The 25,208-nt window shown below is 69.0% G+C and carries 18 protein-coding genes; 10 read left to right on the forward strand and 8 right to left on the reverse strand.

Annotated elements, in window-relative coordinates; all coding sequences use genetic code 11:
• The first annotated feature begins 180 nt into the window (after positions 1-180).
• The 7 genes from VH569_RS09100 (at position 181) to VH569_RS09130 (ending at position 11,310) form a co-directional block, all read left to right on the forward strand.
• Positions 181-2,073 (forward strand): TRAP transporter large permease subunit, encoded by a 1,893-nt coding sequence (locus tag VH569_RS09100; protein WP_423315059.1) that lies wholly within the window; start codon positions 181-183, stop codon positions 2,071-2,073.
• A 59-nt stretch (positions 2,074-2,132) separates the two neighbouring features.
• On the forward strand, positions 2,133-3,050 hold the full coding sequence (locus VH569_RS09105; RefSeq protein ID WP_423315060.1) for an NAD(P)-dependent oxidoreductase: 918 nt from the start codon (positions 2,133-2,135) through the stop codon (positions 3,048-3,050).
• Between the two features lie 50 nt (positions 3,051-3,100).
• Positions 3,101-3,850: a response regulator gene (locus tag VH569_RS09110; RefSeq protein ID WP_109096770.1), complete on the forward strand. Its 750-nt coding sequence runs from the start codon at positions 3,101-3,103 to the stop codon at positions 3,848-3,850.
• A 150-nt stretch (positions 3,851-4,000) separates the two neighbouring features.
• Complete coding sequence (locus tag VH569_RS09115) at positions 4,001-5,050, forward strand: ABC transporter substrate-binding protein (protein WP_423315061.1); 1,050 nt, start codon at positions 4,001-4,003, stop codon at positions 5,048-5,050.
• Between the two features lie 153 nt (positions 5,051-5,203).
• The gene (locus tag VH569_RS09120; protein ID WP_423315062.1) at positions 5,204-7,393 is read left to right on the forward strand and encodes an ABC transporter permease; all 2,190 of its coding nucleotides are present in this window, start codon (positions 5,204-5,206) and stop codon (positions 7,391-7,393) included.
• Positions 7,390-8,469, forward strand: a complete 1,080-nt coding sequence (locus tag VH569_RS09125) for an ABC transporter ATP-binding protein (protein ID WP_423315063.1) — start codon at positions 7,390-7,392, stop codon at positions 8,467-8,469. Before VH569_RS09120 ends, VH569_RS09125 begins: the two co-directional genes overlap by 4 nt.
• A gap of 105 nt (positions 8,470-8,574) precedes the next feature.
• Positions 8,575-11,310 (forward strand): PAS-domain containing protein, encoded by a 2,736-nt coding sequence (locus VH569_RS09130; RefSeq protein ID WP_423315064.1) that lies wholly within the window; start codon positions 8,575-8,577, stop codon positions 11,308-11,310.
• Positions 11,311-11,392: 82 nt separating this feature from the next.
• On the opposite strand, the gene VH569_RS09135 is transcribed toward VH569_RS09130, so the two are convergent.
• Entirely contained in the window at positions 11,393-12,430 is a 1,038-nt protein-coding gene (locus VH569_RS09135) for an ABC transporter substrate-binding protein (RefSeq protein WP_423315065.1), read from the reverse strand.
• 304 nt (positions 12,431-12,734) lie between these two features.
• Here VH569_RS09135 and VH569_RS09140 point away from each other — a divergent pair, with 304 nt between their 5' ends.
• Positions 12,735-13,364, forward strand: a complete 630-nt coding sequence (locus tag VH569_RS09140) for a hypothetical protein (protein ID WP_423315066.1) — start codon at positions 12,735-12,737, stop codon at positions 13,362-13,364.
• 497 nt (positions 13,365-13,861) lie between these two features.
• Here the strand turns inward: VH569_RS09140 and VH569_RS09145 are convergent, their stop codons facing one another.
• From VH569_RS09145 to VH569_RS09155, 3 genes are all read right to left on the reverse strand, one after another.
• A complete protein-coding gene (locus tag VH569_RS09145) occupies positions 13,862-14,608 on the reverse strand; it encodes a metallophosphoesterase family protein (protein WP_423315067.1) in 747 nt (248 codons plus the stop codon).
• Between the two features lie 125 nt (positions 14,609-14,733).
• On the reverse strand, positions 14,734-15,816 hold the full coding sequence (locus VH569_RS09150) for a hypothetical protein (RefSeq protein ID WP_423315068.1): 1,083 nt from the start codon (positions 15,814-15,816) through the stop codon (positions 14,734-14,736).
• 224 nt (positions 15,817-16,040) lie between these two features.
• Positions 16,041-17,537 (reverse strand): O-antigen ligase family protein, encoded by a 1,497-nt coding sequence (locus tag VH569_RS09155; RefSeq protein ID WP_423315069.1) that lies wholly within the window; start codon positions 17,535-17,537, stop codon positions 16,041-16,043.
• A 104-nt stretch (positions 17,538-17,641) separates the two neighbouring features.
• On the opposite strand from VH569_RS09155, the gene VH569_RS09160 reads away from it, so the two are divergent.
• Positions 17,642-18,529, forward strand: a complete 888-nt coding sequence (locus VH569_RS09160; protein WP_423315070.1) for a class I SAM-dependent methyltransferase — start codon at positions 17,642-17,644, stop codon at positions 18,527-18,529.
• Complete coding sequence (locus tag VH569_RS09165) at positions 18,522-20,792, forward strand: WecB/TagA/CpsF family glycosyltransferase (RefSeq protein ID WP_423315071.1); 2,271 nt, start codon at positions 18,522-18,524, stop codon at positions 20,790-20,792. The genes VH569_RS09160 and VH569_RS09165 overlap by 8 nt, the downstream gene beginning before the upstream one ends.
• Here VH569_RS09165 and VH569_RS09170 read toward each other — a convergent pair.
• The 4 genes from VH569_RS09170 to VH569_RS09185 are packed head-to-tail and all read right to left on the reverse strand — an operon-like array spanning position 20,758 to position 25,115.
• Entirely contained in the window at positions 20,758-21,978 is a 1,221-nt protein-coding gene (locus VH569_RS09170; protein ID WP_423315072.1) for a glycosyltransferase, read from the reverse strand. The genes VH569_RS09165 and VH569_RS09170 overlap by 35 nt on opposite strands.
• Positions 21,956-23,242: a hypothetical protein gene (locus VH569_RS09175; RefSeq protein WP_423315073.1), complete on the reverse strand. Its 1,287-nt coding sequence runs from the start codon at positions 23,240-23,242 to the stop codon at positions 21,956-21,958. The genes VH569_RS09170 and VH569_RS09175 overlap by 23 nt, the downstream gene beginning before the upstream one ends.
• Positions 23,239-24,003: a polysaccharide deacetylase family protein gene (locus VH569_RS09180; protein WP_423315074.1), complete on the reverse strand. Its 765-nt coding sequence runs from the start codon at positions 24,001-24,003 to the stop codon at positions 23,239-23,241. The genes VH569_RS09175 and VH569_RS09180 overlap by 4 nt, the downstream gene beginning before the upstream one ends.
• Positions 24,000-25,115: a glycosyltransferase family 4 protein gene (locus VH569_RS09185; protein WP_423315075.1), complete on the reverse strand. Its 1,116-nt coding sequence runs from the start codon at positions 25,113-25,115 to the stop codon at positions 24,000-24,002. The genes VH569_RS09180 and VH569_RS09185 overlap by 4 nt, the downstream gene beginning before the upstream one ends.
• Positions 25,116-25,208 lie beyond the last annotated feature (93 nt).

The following is a 25,208-nucleotide window of genomic DNA, read 5'->3' on the forward strand; positions in this document are numbered from 1 at the left end:
GAAACCGTCCAGGCCGAGGCCCTCCAGACTGAGACTGCCGTCCATTGAGACTGCCGTCGATTGCGACCCGGCCGATCCGCACCCCCGCCCTGAACCCGGTTCGAATGGTACCGGTTTCAGGGGCGGCGGGTCCCGGTCGGCCGTCCCGTCCACCGATCGTCCTTCCGAAGGGCTGGCCTCATGAACACTCCCATCAATGCGGCGGCAACCGTCGCTCACGGTTCCGGACAGCCGTCCGGCATCCAGGCCCGCTGGCTCGGCCAGCTCGACCGGGGCATCGGGTTCCTCGTCGAACTTCCGGCGGCGCTGCTGGTGCTCGCCGAGGTCGGCGTGCTGCTGGTCGGCGTCATCTGGCGCTATCTCCTCCACAGCCCGATCATCTGGTCGGACGAGCTGGCCTCCATCCTGTTCCTCTGGCTCGCCATGTTCGGCTCGGTCGTCGCGTTGCGCCGGGGCGAGCATATGCGGATGACGGCGCTGGTCGGCATGCTGGGACCGCGCGCCCAGGCCTTCCTCGACGTGCTGGCCATGACGGCGGCGCTCGCCTTCCTGCTGCTGATGGCCGAGCCCGCCTATGAATTCGCCTCGGAAGAAGTGTGGGTCACCACTCCGGCGCTCGACATCGCCAACTCCTGGCGCGCCTCGGCGCTGCCGGTCGGCATCGTCCTGATGATCTCGGTCGCCCTGCTGCGGCTGGCCCGTGTCGGCCGCGCTGCCGACGTGCTGTGGGCGGCGCTGGCGGTGGTCGCGACCATCGGTGCGGCGGTGCTGGCCGGTCCGGTCTTCGCCGGGCTCGGCAACCTCAACCTGCTGCTCTTCTTCGTCGTCGGCGTCGGCGTGATGGTGTTCCTCGGCCTGCCCATCGCCTTCTCCTTCGGGCTCGCCACCTTCGGCTACCTGTCACTCGCCACCTCGACCCCGGCCATCGTCATGGTCGGCCGCATGGACGAGGGGATGAGCCACCTGATCCTGCTGTCGGTGCCGCTGTTCGTCTTTCTCGGCCAGTTGATCGAGATGACCGGCATGGCCCGCGCCATGGTCGGCTTCCTCGCCAGCCTGCTCGGCCATGTGCGCGGCGGCCTGTCCTATGTGCTGATCGGCGCCATGTATCTCGTGTCCGGCATCTCGGGCTCCAAGGCAGCCGACATGGCCGCGGTGGCGCCGGTGCTGTTCCCCGAGATGAAGGCGCGCGGCGCCAAGCCCGGCGATCTGGTCGCCCTGCTGTCCGCCACCGGCGCCCAGACCGAAACCATTCCGCCCTCCCTGGTCCTGATCACCATCGGCTCGGTCACCGGCGTGTCCATCGCCGCCCTGTTCACCGGCGGATTGCTGCCTGGCATCGTTCTCGGCGTGGCGCTCGGCGGGCTGGTCTGGTGGCGCTATCGCGACGAGGACCTGTCCCATGTCCGCCGCGCCAGCCGGGGCGAGATCGGCAAGGCGTTCCTGATCGCCCTGCCCGCCATCGCCCTGCCCTTCATCATCCGCGCCGCGGTGATCGAAGGCGTGGCGACGGCGACCGAGGTGTCGACCATCGGCATCGTCTATGCCGTGATCGCCGGGCTGCTGGTCTACCGCCAGTTCGACTGGCGCCGCATCTATCCGATGCTGGTCGATACCGCGGCCCTGTCCGGCGCCATCCTGCTGATCATCGGCGCGGCCACCGGCATGGCCTGGGCGCTGACCCAGTCGGGCTTCTCCAACACCCTGGCGACGGCAATGCGCGAGCTGCCCGGCGGCGTGCCGGTGTTCATCGCGGTGTCCATCGTCGCCTTCATCATCCTGGGCAGCGTGCTGGAAGGCATCCCCGCCATCGTGCTGTTCGGTCCGCTGCTGTTCCCCATCGCCCGCCAGATCGGCGTGCATGAGGTCCATTATGCGATGATCGTCATCCTGGCGATGGGCATCGGCCTGTTCGCCCCGCCCTTCGGTGTCGGCTATTACGCCGCCTGCGCCATCAGCCGCATCAGCCCGGACGAAGGCATGAAGCCCATCCTGGGATATCTGGCGGCGCTGGCGGTCGGGCTGATCGTCGTCGCGGCGTTCCCCTGGGTGTCGATCGGCTTCCTCGGCTGACCCGCTCCGGCACCGGCCTCTCTCCCCTTCACAGTCTCCGCATCCAAGGACACCGGACAATGACGATTGTCGGATTCATCGGCCTCGGGTCCATGGGAATGCCCATGGCGAACAATTTGCTGGCCAAGGGCCTCGCCGTGCAGGGCTTCGATGTCCGCGGCGACAGCGTCGCCGCCCTGGCGTCGCGCGGCGCCCGGCCGGCGGCCAGCGCGGCTGCGGCGGCGGCCGGTGCCGATGCGCTGGTGCTGATGGTGGTGAATGCCGCCCAGGCCGAGCAGGCGCTGTTCGCCGACGGTGCGCTGGAGGCCTTGCCGGACGGATCGGCGGTGATCCTGATGGCGACCTGCTCGCCGGGAGCGGTGGCCGCCCTGGCGGCGCGGGTGGAGGCGGCAGGACGCTGCTTCGTCGACGCGCCGGTGTCCGGCGGGGTGGTGGGTGCGGTCGCCGGCACCCTGTCGATCATGGCGGCGGCACCGGCCGCGGTGGTGGAGCGGCTGCGCCCGGTGCTGGCGGCGATGGGGGACAAGGTCTTCCATGTCGGCGAGCGGCCGGGCCAGGGCGCCACGGTGAAGACCGTCAACCAGCTGCTCTGCGGCGTCCACATCGCCGTGGTCGCCGAAGCCTTCGCGCTCGCCGCCAAGGTCGGCGTCGATCTCGACATCCTGCTGGAGATCATGAGCGGCTCCGCGGCGTCGAGCTGGATGCTGAAGGACCGCGGTCCGCGCATGTTGCAGGCCGATCCCGGCATCACCAGCGCCGTCGACATCTTCGTCAAGGATCTCGGCATCGTGCTGGAGGCCGGCCGCGACACCAAGGCGGCCTTGCCGCTGGCTGCCGTCGCCCACCAGATGTTCCTCGCCGCCTCCGGCCGCGGAGAGGGGGCGATGGACGACAGCCAGGTGATCCGCAGCTACCACGCGCTCAATGGAACAGGCCAGGCTGCGGAACCGATTGGAAATCCCGGCCAGACCGGTTGATCCCGGCGGGAAGGAATGCGATCCTGCGCCCTCATCAGCGGGCGGGCAGGATGTCATCGAACACGTCACCGAATGGCGGCAGGCGTCTGACGATCGGGATCGTCGACGACGATCCCGATGTCCTCCAGATGGTCGCCGACCTGCTTGCCGGCGAGGGGTACGAGACGGTGCGCTGTCCCGACGCGGCGACGCTGATGACGGTGCTCGGCGCCGGACGGCTCGACCTGATCGTGCTCGACCTGCGGCTGCCCGACCGCGACGGCATCTCCATCGCCGCCCAGGTGCGGGGCACGATGGATATCCCGATCATCATGCTGACCGGCCGCGGCGACGACATCGACCGCATCATGGGGCTGGAGGTCGGCGCCGACGATTACATCGTGAAGCCGTTCAACAACCGCGAGTTCATCGCGCGGGTGAAGGCGGTCCTGCGCCGCACTGCCCGCGAGAGCGTTCCCGTCCCGGCGCCCTGCAAGCGCGGCTACCGCTTCGCCGGCTTCACCCTGGACGAGGACGGGCGGCGGCTGTTCGACCCGGCCGGCAAGCCGGTACCGCTGACGGTGGCCGAGTTCGATCTTCTGGTGGCGCTGGTCCGCGCCCATGGCCGGGTGCTCAGCCGCAACCAGATCCTCGACCTGACCCACCATGACCGGGACGACGTCTTCGACCGGACCATCGACGTGCTGATCCTGCGCCTGCGCCGCAAGATCGAACGCAACCCGCAGCAGCCCTGGCTGATCCGCACCGAGCGCGGGCTGGGATATGTCTTCGACTGCGACATCGAGGCGTTCGGCCACTGACAGCCGCCCCCAAGCGGGCTTCTGTTAACAAAGTTACAGCCACTCCCTTGAAGCGTGACATTCGCCGTTCACCCTGACCGCTTACGTTGGGGAAGCGAACAAATGCGCGATCGTCAAAAATCAACCCGAACTCCAAGGGAGGAGTGTTCCGTGACATCCGCTGGCAACTGGATCAAGTCGGTCGGCCTCGGCATCCTGGCGGCCGGCTCCGTGATCGCCCTGACGGCGACCCCGGCCAAGGCGCAAGGCCCCCTCACCGTTCTCTGCGGCGTGCAGGAGGAATGGTGCAAGGCGATTGCCGTCGCCTTCGAGAAGAAGACCGGCACCGCCGTCGCCATGAGCCGCAAGAGCGCCGGTGAGGCGCTGGCGCAGATCCGCGCCGAGTCCGCCAACCCGAAGACCGATGTCTGGTGGGGCGGCCCCGGCGACCCGCATCTGCAGGCGGCCGAGGAAGGGCTGACGATGGCCTACGAAAGCCCGCAGTTCGCGGACCTCCAGCCCTGGGCGCAGAGCCAGTACAAGCAGTCGCAGGGGCGCAGCGTCGGCATCTATGCCGGTGCGCTCGGCTTCGTCTACAACACCGAGCTTCTGGCCAAGCGCAAGATCAGCGCGCCGAAATGCTGGGCCGACCTGCTGCGTCCGGAATTCAAGGAAGAAATCCAGATCGCGAACCCCAACGCGTCGGGCACCGCCTACACCGCGCTGGCCACCCTGGTCCAGGTTCTGGGAGAGGATGGGGCGTTCGATTACCTGAAGAAGCTGAACGACAACGTCAACCAGTACACCAAGTCGGGCAGCGCCCCGGCGGCGGCCGTCGCGCGCAGCGAAACGCTGGTCGGCATCATCTTCATGCATGACGGCATCAACCAGAAGGTGAACGGCTTCCCGGTCGATGTCGCCGCCCCCTGCGAGGGCACCGGCTACGAGATCGGCTCGGTCAGCATCATCAAGGGCACGAAGAACCTCGACACCGCCAAGGCCTTCTACGAGTTCGCCCTGTCGCCGGAAGGTCAGGCCACCGGCGCCGAGACCAAGCAGTTCCAGATGCCGTCCAACCGCAAGGCGGCGATCCCGCCGGAGGCGCCGAAGCTGGAGGCGATCCGCATGATCGACTACAACTTCCAGAAATTCGGCACCGCCGAAGAGCGCAAGCGCCTGCTGTCGCGCTGGGACGCCGAAATCAAGGCCGTCGCCAAGTAACGGTTGCTGAATAACGGTTGCCGAATGGCGGTTACAGCGTAACCGCTGTCCGGCCTTTCCCACCGATCAGGACATCCGTCGCCACCCTCCCCCCGCCACAGGGGGAGGGAAGGGGCGGTCATGCCCGGACCGCAAGAATTCGCAGGTGAAGTGATGCGTCCTCGTTCAGCAGTCTGGCTGGCGCTGGGGTGGGTGGGCTTCGCCCTGCTGCCCTGGTTCGCCGGCAGCGGCACCCAGCCCGCACTTGCACCACCGTCCCCAGGCCCGGCCGGCTCCGCCCTGATCGACGGATTGACCAACGGGCGCTGGTGGCTCCTGCCCGCCGCCCTGCCGCTGATCCTGGCGCTCGTCGCCACCGCCCTGCCCCGGCTCCACGCCCGGCAACCGGCGATCCTGCTGGCGAGCGGAGCCTTCGGGCTGGCCTGGGTCGCCGCACAGGGCTTCGCCATCGGCCTCAATGGATGGGCCTGGGGTTGGCTCGGCGCGCTGTTCGGTCCGCTGCCGCTGGGCCAGGGCGGCTTCGGCGCCGGAGCGGCGCTAACCGCACTGTCCTTCCTGTTCCTGATGACCAACGGCTTCGCCGGGCTGGGCTTCATGAAGGGCGACCGCTTCACGGCGGGCGCCATCGGGCTGGTGCTGGCCGCCATCGCCGCCTTCGTCTTCCTGCCGGTCGGCTATGTGCTGAGCGGAGCCGGCGACACCGGCAGCGGCGCCTTCTCGGCCGCGGCGTTGTGGTCACGCCTCGCCGCCCCCGACATCTGGCGCCTGTCCTGCCTGACCGAGGCGAAAGCCTGCGGGGTGGTGTGGAACAGCGTCTTCCTGGCGGTGATGACCGGCATCGCGACGACCCTGCTCGGGCTGGCCTTCGCCCTGGTGGCGGTGCGCACCGGCTTCCGCGCCAAGAAGCTGCTGCGCGTGCTGACCGTGCTGCCGATCATCACGCCGCCCTTCGTCATCAGCCTTGCCGTGATCCTGCTGTTCGGGCGCAACGGCACCGTCACGCTGGTGCTGGCCGACTGGTTCGGCATCCCGGTCTCGCGCTGGATCTACGGGCTTCCCGGCGTGCTGCTGACCCAGACGCTGGCCTTCACGCCGATTTCCTTCCTGGTGATGATCGGCGTCGTGCAGGGCATCGGCCCCTCGCTGGAGGAGGCCGCGCAGACCCTGCGGGCCAGCCGCTGGGTCACCTTCCGCACCGTCACCTGGCCGCTGATGCGTCCCGGCGTCGCCAACGCCTTCCTCATCAGCTTCATCGAGAGCCTGGCCGACTTCGGCAACCCGCTGATCCTCGGCGGCAATTTCGAAGTGCTGTCGACCAAGATCTATTTCGCGGTCGTCGGCGCCCAGAACGACCCCGGCCGTGCCGCCGCGCTGGGCATCATCCTGCTCTTCATGTGCCTCGGCGCCTTCTGGGTGCAGCGGCAATGGCTCGGCAAGAAATCCTACGCGACCGTCGGCGGCAAGGGCGACAACGGCATCCCGTCGCAGCTTCCGCGCGGCATCAAGATCGCCGCCTATGCCACCGCCCTGCCCTGGGCAGCCTTCACCTTCGTGCTCTATGGCCTGATCCTGTTCGGCGGCTTCACCGAGAACTGGGGCCGCAACAACAGCCTGACCCTGCGCCATTATCTGGCGGCCTTCGACCTCAGCTGGGGTCCGGGCGGGCTGATCTGGTCCGGCCGCGCCTGGGGCTCGCTGTTCACGACCATCGAGGTCGCCGCCCTGTCGGCTCCGCTGACCGCCGCCGTCGGCCTGCTCACCGCCTATCTGCTGGTGCGCCAGCGCTTCAAAGGCCAGGGCGCCTTCGAGTTCCTGACGATGCTGAGCTTCGCCATCCCCGGCACGGTGATCGGCATCAGCTACATCCTCGCCTTCAACCAGCCTCCGATCGAGCTGACCGGCACCGTCACCATCCTGATCGTCTGCTTCGTCTTCCGGAACATGCCGGTCAGCATCCGGGCCGGCGTCGCCGCCATGTCGCAGATCGACCGCAGCCTCGACGAATGCTCGCTGACGCTGGGGGCCGGCAGCGTGCAGACGATCCGCCGGGTGATCCTGCCGCTGCTGCGCCCGGCCATCGTCGCCTCGCTGGTCTACAGCTTCGTCCGGGCCATCACCTCGATCAGCGCGGTGATCTTCCTGGTCAGTCCGAAATACGAACTGGCGACCGCCTACATCGTCGGCCGCGTCGAGCAGGGCGATTTCGGCCTCGCCATCGCCTACAGCTCGGCCCTGATCGTCCTGATGTCGGTCGTCATCGCCCTCATCCAGCTGCTTGTCGGCGAGCGCCGCATCGGCCGCCGCACCGCCACCCCCGTCACGCTTCAGGAGAAGCCGGTATGAGCATCGCCAGCAAGCCCGCGGGCGTCGAGTTCCGCAACGTCAGCCGCCGCTACGGCAACACGGCCGCCGTCGACAACGTCAGCTTCACCATCGAATCGGGCACCCTCGTCACCCTGCTGGGGCCGTCCGGCTGCGGCAAGACCACCACGCTGCGCATGATCGCCGGGCTGGAGATGGCGAGCAGCGGGACCATCCTGATCGGCGGCAAGGACGTCACCCGGCTGTCGGCCACCGACCGCAACGTGACCATGGTGTTCCAGTCCTACGCCCTGTTCCCGCACATGAGTGTGGCCGACAACGTCGCCTACGGTCTGGTGGTCAGCGGCGTGCGCAAGCGCGACGCCGCAGCCAAGGCGGCGGAAGGGCTGGAACTGGTCGGGCTCGGCGGCTACGGCCAGCGCCTGCCGAGCGAGCTGTCCGGCGGCCAGCAGCAGCGCGTCGCCGTCGCCCGCGCCCTGGTGCTGGAGCCGGAGGTCCTGCTGTTCGACGAGCCGCTGTCCAACCTCGACGCCAAGCTGCGCCGCAAGATGCGCGACGACATCCGCGAGCTTCAGCAGAAGCTCGGCCTGACCTCCGTCTACGTCACCCACGACCAGGAGGAGGCGCTGGCCGTCTCCGACCGGATCATCGTGATGAACAGATCGGTGATCGCCCAGACCGGCACGCCGGACGAGCTGTACCGCCGGCCGAAGAACCGCTTCGTCGCCGACTTCATCGGCGGTGCCAACCTGATCGACGGTGAACTGGTGGGGCGCAGCGGCGGCATGGCCACGGTGGCGCTCGGGCCGCTGACGCTGTCGGTCCCCGATCCCGGACTGCCGGCCGGCGAGGTGCTGCTGGCCGTCCGGCCGAACGCGATCCGCCTGCGCACCGTGTCGGCCGGCGAGACTGGCGGAGACGGCATCCCGGTGACGGTCCGCAAGGCGACCTATCTCGGCTCGCACATGGAGTATGGGCTGGTCAGCGAGTTCGGCGACCTGTTCGTGGTCGATCCGAACGTCGCCAACCCGGTGCCGGCGGGGGCCAGCGCGCTCGCGACCTTCACCGGCGACGGCATCGCCGCCGTCGCGCGCTGAGGCCCTCCGCCCCGTCTCCTACCGCCCCGTTCGCGCCGGCCGCTGATTTTCCCGCTGGCGCCGGCGGGGTGGCCGGCGCTAGCCTCCAACCCGATGGTCAGACGCATGCTGTCCCCCGTTAGTGTTCGCGGCCGGCTGCTCGCCGCCTTCGGAGCCATGGTGGTCCTGACGACCGCGGTCGGCGGGGTCGGCTGGTTCGGGCTGGGGGAGACGGAACGCGCCCTGCTCTCCCTCCAGCGCGAGGGGTTGGGCAACATCGCTCTGGCGATGCGGATGGCGGAGCTGAGCACCGGCCTCGCCGCCCGCGCGCCCTTCATCGCCGCCATCGAGGCGACGCCCAGCCTGGACGAGGAGCGCAGCCAGCTCGAACTCAAGCTCGCCGACCTGACCGGGCTGGTCAACCGCCTGCCGGGACTGGAGCGCGCCTCGCTGCATGTCCCGTCCGACGTGCCGTCGCTGGTCCGCCTCGCCGGCCGGCTCGACGGCACCTTGCGCAACCTGATGGACGTCACCGGAGAGGCCATCGCCGTGCGGGCGGAGGCGTCGGCGATCCGGCTCGGGCTGGAACACCAGCGCATCCTCGGCGAGACACTGGCCGGGGCCGCGGCCAGGACCTTCGAGCATCCCGGCTTTCCCGGCCTTGAGGGAACCGGGGCGCCGCCCCTGCCCTTCTCTGTCCTGCGGCTGGCCGACCGCACGCGCGACGCCGTCTCGGCTGCGTTGACGACGACCAACCCGGCCGACCTCGCCCGCTGGTACGGCGGCTTCGACGCCGACCGGCAGAGCCTGCGGGCAATCGACACCACCGCTCCGGCGCTGGCGATCATGGCCCCTTCGCTCGACCAGCTTCTGACCGTGCTGGACACCCAGTCGTCCGTCTTCGACATCCGCACCCGCCAGCTCGGCATCGAGCAGCGCAGCCGCTTCCTGGTCGCCGCCGCCAACACCCTGTCGGTCCAGCTGAACCGCGAGGTTGAGAGCGTCACCAGCACGATGCAGACGGCGGCGCGCAGCCGGGGGGACGCGACCTTCTCCGCCCTGTCCTCGGGCAAGGCCAGCATCCTCGCCCTGGGTGCCCTGTGTGCGCTCGCCGCAATCGCCGCGGCGGTCTATGTCATGCGCGATGTCGCCGGCAACCTGCGCGCGGTGACGCGGGCGATGTCGGCGCTGGCCGGCGGCGACAGGCTGGTGAGCGTCCCCGCCACCGGGCGGCCCGACGAGATTGGCGATCTTGCCCGCGCCTTCAGCGTGTTCAAGGAGAATGTCGCGGAGCGCGACGCGCTGGCCCGCAAGCTCGGCGAAAATTCGCGGATGCTGGAAGCCGTGTTCGTCAACATGAACGACGGGCTGTCAGTGTTCGACGAGAACGGCCGGCTGGTCACCTGGAATCCGCGCTTCCTCGACCTCAACGGCTTCACCCCGGCCGAGGTCGCCGGTCGGGAGCTGGCGGAACTGCAACGCAGCCTGTTGCGGCGCGGGGTCGGTATCCGCATGCTCGACGGCAGCAGCGTCGATCTCGACGCGCTGACCCGGCTGCGCACGGAACAGGCGGTCCGCTGCGAGCATCACTTCCCCGATGGCCGGGTGGTGGAGTTGCACAGCAGCCCGATGCCGTCCGGCGGCTTCATCACCACCTATTCCGACCTGACCGAACGCAAGGACATCGAGAAGCAGCTGCGCCACGCCCTGAAGATGGAGGCGGTCGGCCAGTTGACCGGCGGCATCGCCCACGACTTCAACAACCTGCTCGCCGCGATCATGGGCAATCTGCAGATGATCCACGACGAGTCGCCGGAGCAGGACCCGGTGCGCGGCAAAGCGCTGCGGGCGCTCGACGCCGCAGAGCGCGGCGCCACGACGATCCAGCGGCTGCTGGCCTTCTCGCGGCAGCAGGCGTTGCAGCCTCAGGCGGTCGACCTGAACGAACTGGTGGAGGGCATGCTCGACCTGCTGGCCTACGGGCTGGGCGGCGGCATCGTCCTGAAGACGGCGCTGACGCCGGGGCTGCCCCCCGCCCTGGTCGATCCAGGCCAGTTGGAAAACGCGCTGCTCAATCTCGTCGTCAATGCCCGCGACGCCATGCCCGATGGCGGCACCATCGTCATCGCCACCGAAGCCGCCACGCAGGATTCCAGACAGGATGGGAGCGACGCCATCGTCCTGTCGGTCCGCGACGACGGCAGCGGCATGCCGCCCGCCGTGCTGTCGCGCGTCTTCGAGCCCTTCTTCACCACCAAGCGCTTCGGGCGGGGCAGCGGGCTCGGCCTGTCGATGGTCTATGGCTTCGTCCGCCAGTCGGGCGGCAAGGTCGATATCCAGAGCGAGGCCGGTGTCGGCACGCTGGTGGCGATGGCCTTCCCGCGTGCCCGGATGCTGCCGGAAACACGGGTCCTGCCGCGCGACCCCAGCCCGGTTGAAGGCGGTCCCGAGCGCATCCTGGTGGTGGAGGACGACCCCGCCGTCCGCACGACCACGGTCGACATGCTGACGGCGCTGGGCTACCGGGCGGTGCCGGCGGCCTCGGCGGAAGAGGCCCTGCTCCTGCTGGAGGGGACGGCGTTCGATCTCCTGTTCACCGACGTCATCCTGACCGGCGGCATGAACGGCCCCGCCCTGGTCGCTATCGCCAAAATCCGGCAACCGACGCTCCAGACCCTTTTCTGCTCCGGCTATGCGCGGGACTTTCTAGTGGAAAGCGCCAGTCTGCCGCTCGACATCCACTTCATTCAGAAGCCCTACCAGAAGCCCTTGCTGGCCGCCCAGATCCGCAACGTCCTGGGCGGCGCCCCGGCCGCGGCCCGCGGCCGGGCGGAGATTTCGGCCCTGCCGGGACAGCCCTGACGCCGAACCGGTTCCCGCAAACGGAAAAGCCCGCCTCCCCCGGCATGGGGGGAAGCGGGCTTGCCGAAGCCGGGCCGCCTGCTCAGTTGGCGGCGGACTTGATCTCGGCATCCCAACGGCCCAGCAGCCGCTTGCGCTCCTCGGCCATGCCGTATTTCTGGAAATTATAGTCGATCAGCCGGACATCCTCGAATTTCGGCGCGTCGGGCGGCAGCACCGACCGCTTGTTGGACGGTGTCATCTGGAAGTTGGTGGCACCGTAATCCTGGGCTTCCGGCGTCAGGGCGAAGTCGTAGAACTTCTTGGCCGCCTCAAGGTTCTTGGCACCCTTCAGGATGCTCATCGAACCGATCTCGTAGCCGGTTCCCTCGCAGGGGGTCGAGATCTCGACCGGGAACTTGTTCACCTTCTGGATGACGCTGTCGTTGACCCAGGAGATGCCGACCAGCGTCTCGCCCCGCGCCACCGCCGCCGCGGGTGCGGCCCCGGACTTGGTGTACTGGTTGACGCTCTCGTTCAGCTTCTTCAGATAATCGAAGCCGGCATCCTCCCCGAAGATCTGCACCAGGGTCGCCACCGCGGTATAGGCTCCCCCCGACGAATTGGGGTTGGGCATCTGGATCTCGCCCTTGAATTCCGGGCGCAGCAGGTCGGCCCAGCATTTCGGCGGCTGGATGCCCCGCTTGGCAAGCATCTCGGTGTTGTAGACGAAGCCGAGCGCACCGGCATAGATGCCGACGCTACGTCCCTGCGACTGCTTGTACTGGCTCTCCGCCCAGGATTGCAGGTCCTTCATCTGCCCGCTCTCGTAGGCAACGGTCAGGCCCTCCTCGGCCGCCTGGAGATGCGGATCGCCCGAGCTGCCCCACCAGATGTCGATTTTCGGATTGGCCGCCTCGGCGCGGATCTGGGCCAGAGCCTCGCCGGCGCTCTTGCGGGTCATGGCGACGCCGATGCCGGTCTTCTTCTCGAAGGCGACGACCATGGCCTTGCACCATTCCTCCTGCACACCGCACATGACGGTGACGCTTCCCTGCGCATAAGCCGGGATCGCGGCAAGCGCAACCAGCGCGCCGATGCCGACACCGACAGACTTCATCTTGGCAACCGCACCAACCATGAGAGGAATCCTCCGATTGAACTTGTGTTCTTGTTTTCTCTGACGATATCGCGTCGCCCAAAAGCTTTGGCACTTCAGGGAAAGGCTGATATCAATGGCGACGAGGGGCAAAGGCAACTTTCCCTGTTCCTTCGACCGCCCCCATATTTCTGCATGGCGCATTGTTTGCCGGCACCATTGTTTCCAATTGTTCATACAAGGGCCGAATGAATGGTGGATGTCACCGTTATGGGAAATCGGCGAAACACTGTTAACCGAAGGCTCCCGGCTCTGCCCGGATCGAGGCCTGCGGAGGCCGGCGACCTTGAGTGACTCCCTCGTCGCCGCCGCCAACCGGGCGCGCGGATGCGCCGGTTTCCTGCCCGTCGAAGCGGTGGCAGCGCTTGCCGACGACGGTGTTCTGGTGCTCGATCCGTTTTCGACCCTGGTTTCGCCGGGCGTCACCCTGGCGGCCGGCGTCACGCTCTGGCCCGGCACGATCGTTCAGGCGACGGGGGGCGGCGCGGTGACGGTCGGCAGCGGCACCCGGCTCTTTCCCGGCACCCGCATCGTCGCTGCCGGCACGCGGGTGACAATCGGTGCCGACACCGAAATCGGCGAAGAGGGTGGCTTCACCATCAAGGCCGATCATCCCGACGGCCTGATCGAGATCGGCAGCCGCGTCCGGCTGCTCGGCGCCGGTTCGCTCGCACTCGACAACCATATCGGTGACGGGGCCCAGGTCCTCGGCGCGATCCGGATGCAGAATTGCAGGCTCCAGGCTGGCGGCAGCCACCGCGACCCGGACCCGGACCGGCGGGGTGGCGTCCTCAAGGGGAGCGGCGTCGCCCGCGGCCTCACCGTACCGACCGGAATGGTCATTCAGGCTTTCGGCCTGTTCAACGACGCCCCTCTGCGCCCTCAGTCCTTCTTCCATCCGAAACAGCGGACGTGACGCCAAGTGAACGCTTCAGGATCGGTCCAGCGAAACCGGGCCGCTCAATGCGGCACGCATGATTTCGATAGATCGCTGTGGGTGAAGGCGACGCCACACCCGTTCCCCGGCCGTTGCGTCGCCGAATTGATCGAGCCATCGCTCCGGATTTCCCTGCTCGCGCACCTCGTCCCAGCTGTCCACAAAGACCAACGGCAACGAGTCGAACAGAGGGTTTAGAGTGCGGATCAGAACTGGTCTGCGGTTGAGGAAAATCAACGCCTTCAGCACATCAGACCGGGGTTTTGATAGACGCTCTTAGGTCATGCCCCACGGGGTGGTGCAGGAGCTGTTGGGAACCGGCCCGCGGTGGCGCCCTCCGATGGCTGGCGTAGGCGGGACGGTTCCCAACAGCGGGCGGTCATCGTGGCTCTTCGGTAATGTCTGGTCACCACAACACAACCTCGACCGAGGGTGACCACGATGACCGCCGAGCGATTGGCGCTTGATCGGCTCGTTTACCGCCGGTTCGGCCCGGCGTCTGACGGGCTGGATCGGGATCCGTCGGCACGAGCCTGGATGAAACGGATCATCGTGCCGTGCAGCACTACTGAGGTCAAAGGCCCGCCGGCATAGGCGCCGGTATCGATGCCAATCCGGTTGTAACGCGCCTCGGGAAACGGACTTATGGAATGACCGTGGACGATCCGTTTTTCGTGCGCTCCGACGAAGTCCAGAAACGGCTCCCGTATCCGGCACAGATCGTTCTGATTCTGATCGGCCAGGGGCAGGCCCGGACGAATGCCTGCATGGACGAAGGCATAATCGCCAATGATCGTCAACGGCGCGAGACTCTCCAGAAACACCCGATGGGAGGGCGGAAGGCAGCGGCACAGACCGTCGCGAAGCAAGGCCAGATGCACCGGGTCATCCAGATTGTGCAGAGCGGTCACGCCGTAGCTGGCCAACGTCGCCACCCCTCCAAACTGCAGCCAATCCTGGCCGGACACGGGGTCACGCAGAAACTCCAGCATCGCCTGCTCGTGATTGCCGATCAGAAATCGAAGGGAAAAGCCCGGCATCGAAAGAGAGACGAGGCGTTCGATCACCCCGGCGCTATCAGGGCCGCGGTCGATGTAATCGCCGAGAAAGATCAGCCACCGCTGCATACCGTCCGGCTGCTGGCCGGCGTCCGCACGGACACGGTCCAGCAACTCGTCCAGCTGCCCCAGACAACCATGGACATCGCCGATGGCATAAACCACGACGTCATCCGGAACGCGGGAAGGCTCTGTGCGGACATCGTCCCCGTCATGCGCCTTACCGAAGACACGATCGATCCGGGTGCGAAGCCAATCAAAAGGGCAGCGTGACGAAAACCGGAACCCGATCACGACGGGCTGGCGTTGGCAAAGATGGTCGATGTGTCGTTGCTCGGGTTGGTGACCTGGGGCGTTTGGGTCCCGGTCTGCCGATCGGTTTGCATGCTCGATGCCGTGACCGGGACGGAATTGTTCAGGATGCGGTTCATCTCCGACGGGTTGTTCGGATTGACCTGACTGAGAACGTTGCTCTTGCCGGCATCGGCGATTGACTGGGCAACCTCCCGCGACGCGGACGGGGCGACCGATGCGACGACGGTGGATTGTGCCGCGGCATAGGAGTTCGACATGGCCTGGATGGCCGCAGCGGGTGCCGACTGATACACGACCGGGTTGGACACCACCGTTGCGACCATTCCGGCGATCGCCCCCACGGCCTGCGGCGACCCCCGTTGCGCTTCAGGATTGATGATGATCCGGGCGGCGGAGGTGGCGACGGCCATCACCTGCTGCGGAGAACTCTGCTGGACCACGCTCGAACCCACCGCCTGCATCGCCTGGCTAGCGATCTGGACCGCGGCCGCGGGGTTCACGGAAAGCACGGACTCGGCGACCCGCATGGCGTTAGCGGAGACATTGGCCACCAGGGTCGGGTTCCCCGTCGAAACCGCAACGGAGATGGCGGCGGCCGCGACGGAGGCCGTCAACTCCGGGGCAACCCTCTGCGCAGCGGGAGAGACGAAAATGCGCGCGGCCTGGGTCAGGACCGATTCCGTCTGCTGGGGCGCCGCGGTGGCGACAGCAGCCGCGCGCACCGCCTGGACAGCGGCGGCGGCGGCTTGAAGCGCCCGCATCGGATCGGTGGCGAGGGTGGCTTCCGCAGTGGATAACAGGCTGGCGGACAGCGATGCGGCAACCGTCGGATTGCCGCCGGACAGGGTAGCGATGGCGGTGGCGATCTGCTGTGAATTGCCGGCGCTGAACGCCGCCTGCAAAGCCGGAGGAAGGCTGGCCGCTCCCGAACCGTTCTGCCTGGCCTGCTGGGACCAGGCCGGCGACAGCGGAGCGGCAAGGGTCAGAACCGCAAGGGCCAGAACCGCGCCCGCCATATCGATGCGGCGTTTCCCTAGGCCGTCAGAAAAGACCTTCATCTCACCCCCGCAGATCGCAACACGGTTTTGACAGTCCAGCGGATGCCGCACCGGGCAGAACCCGTTTATTCACATAAGAAAAAATCTAGCACACGATCCTGTTGATTGACCAGGGCGTACAGCCGTCGATCGAACAGACGGTGGACGCCTTGAAATTCTACTTGCGGTATCGTCACCAGGAGCTGCGGTCGATGCGGTTCCAGCGCCACAACCTGCCTGACCGATCAGGTCGCCGTGCCAACCCCCATTGGGGCCGCTTCATCCACCGATACCCGGCGTTCCAGCCCTCCGGCACCCGTGGACACGCCCCTCACGTGACGCGCCGCGCATCCCATGGCGGTTCCGGCGATGGCCGCCCAGGTGATCGCGACCGCGGGAATCTGCATGCTGAAATCGACCAGGGAGTGGACCGCCACCAACGCCGTCGCGGCACAGCCCAAGGATACATGCACCCGCCGTCCGCGATGCCGGAACGCGGCTCGCAGACAAGCGGCGAACACCCAGGCGATGGCGGACAGCAGGCCCAGCGCGGCTGGAATGCCCAACTCCATCGCCAGTTCCAGATAAAGGTTGTGCGCCTGGAGCCAGACCTGGGAAATGCTGGCCGGGCGGGCCATGGCAAAGACATCGGGAAAGCTGCCCAGCCCATAGCCGGTCCAGGGGCTTTCGGCGATCAGGCCGGCGGTGACGACATAGACCCGGAGGCGATCCGCCGCTTCGGAGGCCGGATGGGTCGCGCCATGGTCGAGGAACACCAGAAAGGCCAGCACGACCGCCCCCGCGAGAGCGGCGCCGGCCATCGCCCTCCGCGGCCAGCCCCAGCGCGGCGAGAGCAGGCCATAGGCGAACACCGCCATGCCGACGGCGGCAGCGGCCATTCCGCCGCGGGATCCCGTCGCCACAAGCGCCGCGATCACCGGGATCGCGGTCAACAGATAGAACAGCGTCGGACGCGCCAGATGCCGCAGCAGGCGGCTTCGCCGCCCGCCCCCTTCAAGCCGGCGGACGACAGCAGCCGACGCCGCCAGCAGCCCCAGCCCCGCATAGGTTGCGTAGCTGTTGCGGTTGACGAAGGTGGAGGTCAGGTTGTCGCGGTAGGCCCATTTCTCCATCCAGAGGACCATCGGCGGATCGGCGTTGAAGGCGGCCAGCCCATAGAGCGCATACAATGCGGCGACGACAGCCAGACCATCGACCAGGGCGTCGGCCCGCCGCCCCGAGGCCGCGTGCTGATAGGCCAGCCAGAATGTCAGTGCGTAGCAGGACAGCCGGACCAGGCCCTCCGCCGCGGCCGATGGCGCCAAACCCAGGCGGCCAACCGTTTTCGGCGCCACGGACAACAACGCCGCAACATCGGTCCACAGCGGATGCCAAGCGACGAAGGGTGGCGCCAGCCAGGTCTGCGCCGCCGCCCACCCCGCCACGCACAGGAACGCAACACCGGGAATGGCCAGGGGACCGAGGCCGTTGCTTGGCGCACCCCGTTCGCGCAGGACGGCCAGGGGCCACAGAATCGACAGGACCGCCATGGCCATCGCCAACGCCGTCCAGGCCAGGGGCCGGTTCGCGCCGAGCGGCAAGGGGGCAAGCGACACCGTCGCCAGGAAAATCCAGAAATGCAGTCGCCGTGGCCGCATGGGCGTCGATCGGTCCTTCGGAGATTGGCGTCGGGACGCACGACGACGATGCTCGAAGGTAAGAGATCCGATGACACGCCTCAAGCGGTGTCCGCACATGCCGGGCAGCGCGCCCCGTGCAGCCCGCAGTTGGCTTTGGAACAATCTGGTGGCATTGATTTGGCCCCCACCGATTGTAGCGGATTCCGATGAGTGACTTGACGCCGACGCGGACGGTCGAATTCGATTTCACACAGGCCGACCTGACAGAACTGGTCGCCGGCTGCGCCGCCGATCCGCTCGCCGCGATCATCCACCGCCGGATTGCGCCGGGATCGCATGTTCTCGAAGCGGGCGCCGGATCGGGAAAATGGCTCAAGGCGCTTGCCGACCAGGGCTTTGCGGTCGACGGGATCGAGATCAACGCCGCGAACGTCGAACGGTTCCGTGCCGCGTGGCCGGACATTCCCTTCATCCAGGGGGACGTCGAAAGCATGCACTACGGCGACGCCGCGTTCGACGCCATCCTCTCGCTGGGGGTCGTGGAGCATCTGATCGACGGACCCGAGGGCGCCCTGGCAGAAATGCATCGGGTGCTGAGGCCGGGCGGCACGCTGATCCTGACGGTGCCCGACGCCAACGCCTCGTTCCGGCTGGAACAGGCCAAGGACCATGTTCTCCACCGGCTGTATGGCTGGGACACATTGCGCCGCTTGCTGGGCAAGCCGCCGACGACCTATTCCCGCAACACCGAGAGGCAGCGGCTGGACGCCATCGGACGGCGGCGACGGGCAGGCGTTCCCGTCAAGTTCAGCTTCGCACCGGACCATGGGCGCCGATTCTACGAATACCGCTTCACCGCCGCGCAGATCGCCGGACTGATCGGAGCCGCCGGTTTCGAGACCATCGCCGTCGAGCGGCTCTATCACGCCGACCGGCTCTATCAGATTTTCGGCCGGATGGCGGGGACCGCCGGGATGAACCGGCCGGTCTCGCTCAATCCCCTGGGGCGGTTCCTGCTCTCGTCCTTGCCGCCGAACTGGACCGATCACATGATCCTCGTCGTCGCGCGGCGACCGGACCAGCGGCATGGGTGAGCAGGTCGCCGTGATCGGACGCTCCCTGCGCTGGACCTGGGGCCTCAACACCGTCGCCGCCGCCCTTCAACTGGCGCTGGCCTGCCTGACCGCGCGCTTCGTCGCGCCCGCCGACTACGGCCTGATGGCCGCGGCTGCGGGCACCGTCCGTTTCGCGCTCTATCTGGCAGATCTTGGCATTTCGTCCACCATCATCCAGAAGCCCGATTTCGATACCGCGCGCGATGGTCCGGTCTTTTTTTGGACGTCGGCCGGGGCCGGGGCCGTCACCGCTTCGCTGATCTGGCTGCTGGCTCCCTGGCTGGCGGGATGGAGCGGGCATCCCGAGGCGGTCTGGCTGATCCGGGCCTACGGATTGATCGCCGTGCTGTCCGGAGCGGGGCAGACCGGCCTTGCCCTGGCCCGGCGGCGCCTGGATTTCCGCGCCATCAGCCTGTGGGGGCTGAGCGCGATGCTGGTGGGGCAAGGGCTGGTCGCAACGCCTCTGGCCGTCGCCGGATTCGGTCCCTGGAGCCTGCTGGCGGGCGGTCTGACGCAAGCCGCCATACTCGCGCTGCTGGCTCTCCGCTCCAGCGCCGGCATCCTGCGGATCGTTCCGCTCACCCGCGTCCGCGGCATCGAACTGGCGAGGCTGTCGTCGCGCTTCCTGACATTGCGCATTCTCGACTCCGCGGGTCTGCACCTGTTGCCGGTGGCCGTCTTCCTGCTGTGTGGCGCCTATGGGGCCGGCTTGTGGGACCGCGCCTTCGCCCTGACGGTCGTGCCGTTGGACATGGTCGCGATCGGGCTGGGCCAAATCCTGTTCCCGCTGTTCAGCCGCCTGGGCGACGATCCCGCCGCAAGGCGGGAGGTCTGGCTGAGCAGCCTGATGCTGATGGTCACGATGACCGCCGCCATCGCCGCCGGCATGGCCGCCGCCGCGACCGCCCTGGTTCCCCTGGCGCTTGGCGAAGACTGGTCGGCCACGGCGGCACCCTTCTTCTGGCTGGCCGTGTGGAGCGCCATCCGTTCCGTTACCCAGGTCTCCGGCTCCCTGCTGGAAGGGGCCGGCCGGCTGACGGTCCGCGCGACGATCCAATCGGCCTACCTGCTGGCGATGGGCGCCGCGCTGCTGCTGGTTTCGCCGACCAGAGCCGAGGATGTGGCGCTTTGCCTCGTCGCCGTGGAGCTGGCGGCGGCCTTGCTGCTGCTGCCGGCGGCGGCGCGCACCTGCCGAGCGGCACCGGGCGCCGTGGCGGTCCGCCTTGCCGCCGCCCTGTCGCCCACACCCGTCGTTGCGGCGGCGGCAGGGGCCGGCGTGGCGCTGGGCGGCAGCCCGGCCTCCGGCACCGTCCTTGCCATCGTCTTTTCCATCCTGGCCCTGCTCGGCACCCTGCTGTGTCACCCCTATCGGCCCTTGCGTCGCACCGTCTTCCACCACCTGCTGCCGGCCCTGACCGGGCGGTCGGCCACCGTGCCGCCCGAGCCGGCTCCACCAGACACCGCACCGGGCACATCGCCCCTGCCGCCGCCTGGAACGGCACGGCTCGATGTGCTCGGCCTCGGCGTCGATCCCTTCAGCCTCGACCGGGCGGTGGCCGCCATAACCGAGTGGATCGCCGCCGGAACGCCCGGCTACATCTGCCTTGCGACGGTGCACGGGGTTATCGAAAGCCGGCGAGATCCAGAACTGGCATCCGCCTATGCCGGGGCGTCCCTTGTCGGAACCGACGGCGTGCCGCTGGTGTGGTGGTGCCGGGCGGCGGGGCTGCCGGCCGAGCGGGTGTACGGGCCGGACTTGACACTGGCGGTCTGTGCCGCCTCGGCCGCGCTGGGGTGGCGCCATTTCCTGCTGGGCGCCACCGATGAGACGCTGGCGGCGCTGACCGGCAATCTCCAGCGCCGTTTCCCCGATCTCCAGATCGTCGGGACGCTGGCTCCGCCCTTCCGACCGATGACCGGGGCGGAGGAGGCGGAGATCGTCGCCGCGATCAACGCGGCCCGGCCCGACATCGTCTGGATCGGCCTCGGCGCGCCGAAACAGGAAAAATGGATGGCCCGTCATCGCGGACAGGTGGCGGCACCGATGATGATCGGGGTCGGCGCCGCCTTCGACTTCCTGGCCGGAACCAAGCGGCAGGCGCCGCCCTGGATGGGCCGCAACGGGTTGGAATGGCTGTTCCGGCTGTGTTCGGAGCCGCGCCGTCTGGCCCGGCGCTATCTGGTCGGCAACACGCTGTTCGTCGCGCTCACCCTCGCCCGTCTTGTCCGGGGACGGGGCTGAGGGACAAACCGCGCAGCGCCCGCCGGTACAGCGCCAGGGTGGCGGCGAAGGCCGCGTCCGGCGCCAGACGACGCTCCCAGGAGTCCCGTTCCCCCGCTCCCAGACTTGCCAGAGCGTCCGGATCGGCCAGAAGGGCCACGGCCTTGCGCCGCCAGTCCTCGGCGTCGCCGGGACGGGCGAACAGGCGCGGGTCGCCGGCCTCCCCCAGCACGTCCGCCGCCGCTCCGCCCCCGGCGCACAGCGCCGGCAATCCCGCCGCCATCGCCTCGGCCACCACCAGCGGGAAATTCTCGTAGCACAAGGACGGGAACACCAGCAGCGCCGCCCGCGCCATGGCCTGCGCCGCGATGGCGGCCGGCTTGTGCCCGAGGAAGCGGACCTGCGGGGGCGCCATGCCGCGAAGCCGGTCCATATCGGGGCCATCGCCGATGATATCCAAGGGAGCATCCACGCCTCTCCAGGCGGACAGCAGGGTATCGAGACCCTTTTCCGGGCTGAGCCGGCCCACGAACAGCGCGCCGGCACGCGGCGGGCCGCCCGCCGGATGCCCCACCGCCGCGCCGCCGCGGGCGGACGGGTAGTCGAGCAGCGGAGGGCGGACGGCGATCCGATCGGCCGGGATCCCGCCGCGCGCGAAAAGCCCGGCGGCGAACGGGGTCAGGGCGTGATAGACGGCCACGCCACGGCGATGAACGCCGCCCAGGCGCTGTGACAACGCATATCCGGCCACCGCCGCGGTGGCGGCGCGGCTTCCGCGATAACAGCCATGCCGCAAGCCCGACCATTTGGAGGTTTGCCCGACGCAGGCCTCGCACGGTGCGCCGTCGCGCAACAGCAGGGCGTTGGGACACAGCAGACGATAGTTGTGCAGGGTCTGCACGACCGGCACGCCCATCGAGCGGGCGGCATCGAACACCGACGCGGACAGCAGCGGAAAGCTGTTGTGGACGTGGACGATGTCGGGACGGAACCGCGCGATCGCCGCCCTGGTCGACGAATATCCGCTGCGCGACCACAGGGCGCCGACGGCGAGGCCAAGGGAGCCGCCGCCGTCGATGGCGGCGTTGTCCGCCGTCAGCAGATCCGTTTCCACGCCGTAACGGGCCAGCAGTTCGGTCTCGCCTTCGACCACCACATCCTCGCCGCCGCGCTGGCGGTAGCGCTCATGTACGATCAGGACGCGCATGGACCGCCATAACCTCGATCAGATGAGCGCGGACCTTCAGGGCCACCGCCGCCGGCTCCAACACGCCGGTGTCCAGCACCAGCCCGCCCGGTTCCTCCGCCGCCAGCCGCGCATAAGTCCGGTTCTGGCGCGCCGCCTCCTCCAGCGTCGCTTCCCCCTTCCGGCGGATCAGGACATCGGGTGGCGCGGTCAACACGACGGTGACGGCGGGGCGCGGTGCGAAGCGGGCCATCAGCGCCAGGGCCGGGGCCGGAACGGCGATCCCCCGGCGACCGGGCGCCGCGCGGTAGTCGGGAACATAGCGGTCGAAGACCACCACCCGTCCGGCCACCAGCGCCGGCCGGACCCACAGCAGCCCGCCCAGCCAATAATCGGCGCAGGCGATCGCCCAGCGAATCCAGGAGCGGACGAGGCCGGGAGGGATCCGCGGCGCGGCGGTCTCCACCGCCACGGGTGGAGGAGGCGATACGCCCAGGCGCGGCAGCAGAAACGGCCGGGTGTGGAACACGCGGACGCCGGGGGCCATGCGGCGGGTCAGCGCCGTCGTCAGCCCGGCGATCAGAGAGGACTTGCCGGCACCATCAGGTCCGCTCACCGCCAGCAGAATGCCGGGGGGGCGGACCAGCCGCCGGCCCCAATCCAGGATTTTGGCCGCCGCCAGGCGCAGGACCAGAGCCGGCCGGCGCCGCAACGCGACCATGAGCGCGGTGAAACGCCGCGCCGCCGCTCCACCATTCCATGGCCGGTCAAGACCGTCCTCGCGCCCCACAGCCGCCAGCGCCAGCGCCGCCGGAACGTCGACAGGCGGCGAGCCGCCGTGTACCAGCCACTTCTCCAGGCTCCGCACGGCACAGGCATCCTCCGGCCGCAACCGCAGCGCCCCGCGCTCGACGGTGGCGGCGGCGAAAAGGGCGGGCACATCGGCGAACGGCACGCCGCGGGCGCTGAGCGCACGATGGAAATCGATCTGCGCCGCCCCCGACGGATCGTCCGGGTCGGCAGCCAAATCTGCGGCCGGATCGGCCAACCACACCGCCATCACGCCCCCCATCGGGACAGCGTTGACGACCTTCCAGCCCCGGCGTTCGGCCACGGCATGGACCAGCCCCAGCCAATCCGGCCAGGGCCGCCAGCCGGCCAGGAGATCGGCATCGGTTCCCTCGAAAGCCGCCGCCGGGTCGGCGGCGGCATCCAGCCGCGCCAGATGCCAGGCCCGGCCCCGCGCCATGCGCAGCAGATCGGCGAGCAGCGCTTCCCGACTCATCGCCGCATCGCCTCGCGCACGCCGTCCCACACAGCCTCGCCCACCAGCCGCTTGATGCCGGCCTTGACGCCGGCGAGCCTGCCGAGGGCGCCGTTCGGCCGGGCCTTCAGCAGCCAGCCCAGCGTCCGCGAACCGACATGGCCGGACAGGACGATTGCCGGCAGAATGGCGTCGGGATCCTTGTCCCAACCCTCCTTGTCCCACCCGGCCGGAGCCACCCCCCAGCCGGTGCCGCGGATATGGCGGAACCCAAGCCGCCGCGCCGCCGCGGCGGCGGCCGGGGTCCATATCCCGCCGGGCGGAGCCAGCCAATCCACCGGACCCGCCGTGAGCGCGCCGAGGCATTCACGGCTGTCGGCCAATTCGGCGGCAAGCTCCCCGGCCGTCAGCCGGTCGAACGGCCGATGGCTCCAGCCATGGCAGCCGACGACATGGCCGGACGCCGCCAGCGCCGCCACGTCGGCCCGGCCCAGGCGCCCCGCCCCGCCGATCCGCCCGGCGGGAATGAAGAAGGCTCCGCGCCAACCCCGGCGGTCCAGGCAACGCGCCGCGGCGAGATGATCCATCGATCCGTCGTCGAAGGTCAGGGCCACGCCGCGGCCGTCCCCAAGCCGCAAGACCGGCGGCCCGTCCGATGCGCTGGCCCCCAGCCGGTCCAGCAGGTCGAGATGCCGCTTCAGCATAGCGGGGGCGACATCGTGGAAGCGACGGCCCGCCGCGTCTCCGGTCAGCCGGTGATAGACGAGGAAGCAGGTGCTCATCGCCCGTCCTCCGTCGTCCCGCCGGCTTGTTCCATCGTCAGCCCGGCCGCCGCATAGACGGCCCCGACGGCCGCCGGCCAGCCGAAGCGGTTGCCGGCGTTCCCGCCCGCCCGCCGGGACAGGGCCTGCCAGCGCGCCGGCTCCTCGATCAGGCTGCGCAGTCCTTGCGTCAGCCCGCGAACCGCTTCCGCCGGCTCCCGCGCCGGCACGGCGATCCCGCCTTCCCCGGCCATGGCGCCCGGTCCGCCCAGGGCGAGGCAGACCGGCGGCAGGCCGGCGGCCATGGCCTCGGCCACCGCGAAACCTCCCGAATCATGCAGGGCCGGCAACAGCAACGCCCGCCCGGCAGCCATCAGCCGCCATGCCTCCTCCTGCGGCAGGCGGCCGTGGAAGATGATCCTGCCGGCGATGCCGAGCCGCGCGGCCCGGCTTTCCAGCCAGCCTCTGTCGGGACCATCGCCGACGATGTCCAACCGCCAGTCGCCGGACAGCCCGGCCACCGCCTCCAGCGCAAGGCGGGCGCCCTTGTGGGGACGCAGGTCGCCGAGATAGATCAGCCTTGCGGGCGCCGCCTTCGGGACGGTTTCGCCCAGGAACGCCAGCATCGCCAGCCGATCCGCTTCCAGCGCCACCTGCGAGCGGACGATCACCCGGCGCGCGCCCAGCCGGACCAGACGCTCGGCCGTTTCCGGCGTGGCCGCGACCGCGAGGCGGCACCCGGCGGCGGTGGCGCGCGCCCAGGGCAGCCAGGGGGACGCGCGGTGAAGGAGCCAGCGCGCCGCCTCCCACAGGGCCGCCCTCCCCCCCATGCCCGGCCAGAAGGCGGCGGGTTCGATCTCGCCGCCGCCGACCGGTCCCCAGATGAAGGGAACGCCCAGGCGCGCCGCCTCGGTCAGGGCGCAGGGCGACCAGAATTGCGCGAAGGTGACGTGGTGGGCCGCATCGAAGCGGGCGGCAGACAGCAGGCTGCGCACCCGCCCCTTGACGGCGACCTGCCACAGGCAATAGCGCAGCCGCTTGCCGGGTCCGCCGAGCCGGCGGAAACAGGCGTCCAGCCAGGATGGCAGGTCGTAATAATGGACATGCAGGCGGGGCGGCGCCTCCCCCGCCATCGCGCGCTCGATCTCCGTCCGCCAACGCCTTCGGGTCAGAACATGCGTCTCATGCCCGGCCTCTGCCAGGGCGGTTGCCCACCCCCAGCCCAA

The sequence above is a fragment of the Azospirillum sp. 11R-A genome, assembly GCF_049472615.1.
GTDB lineage: Bacteria > Pseudomonadota > Alphaproteobacteria > Azospirillales > Azospirillaceae > Azospirillum > Azospirillum palustre.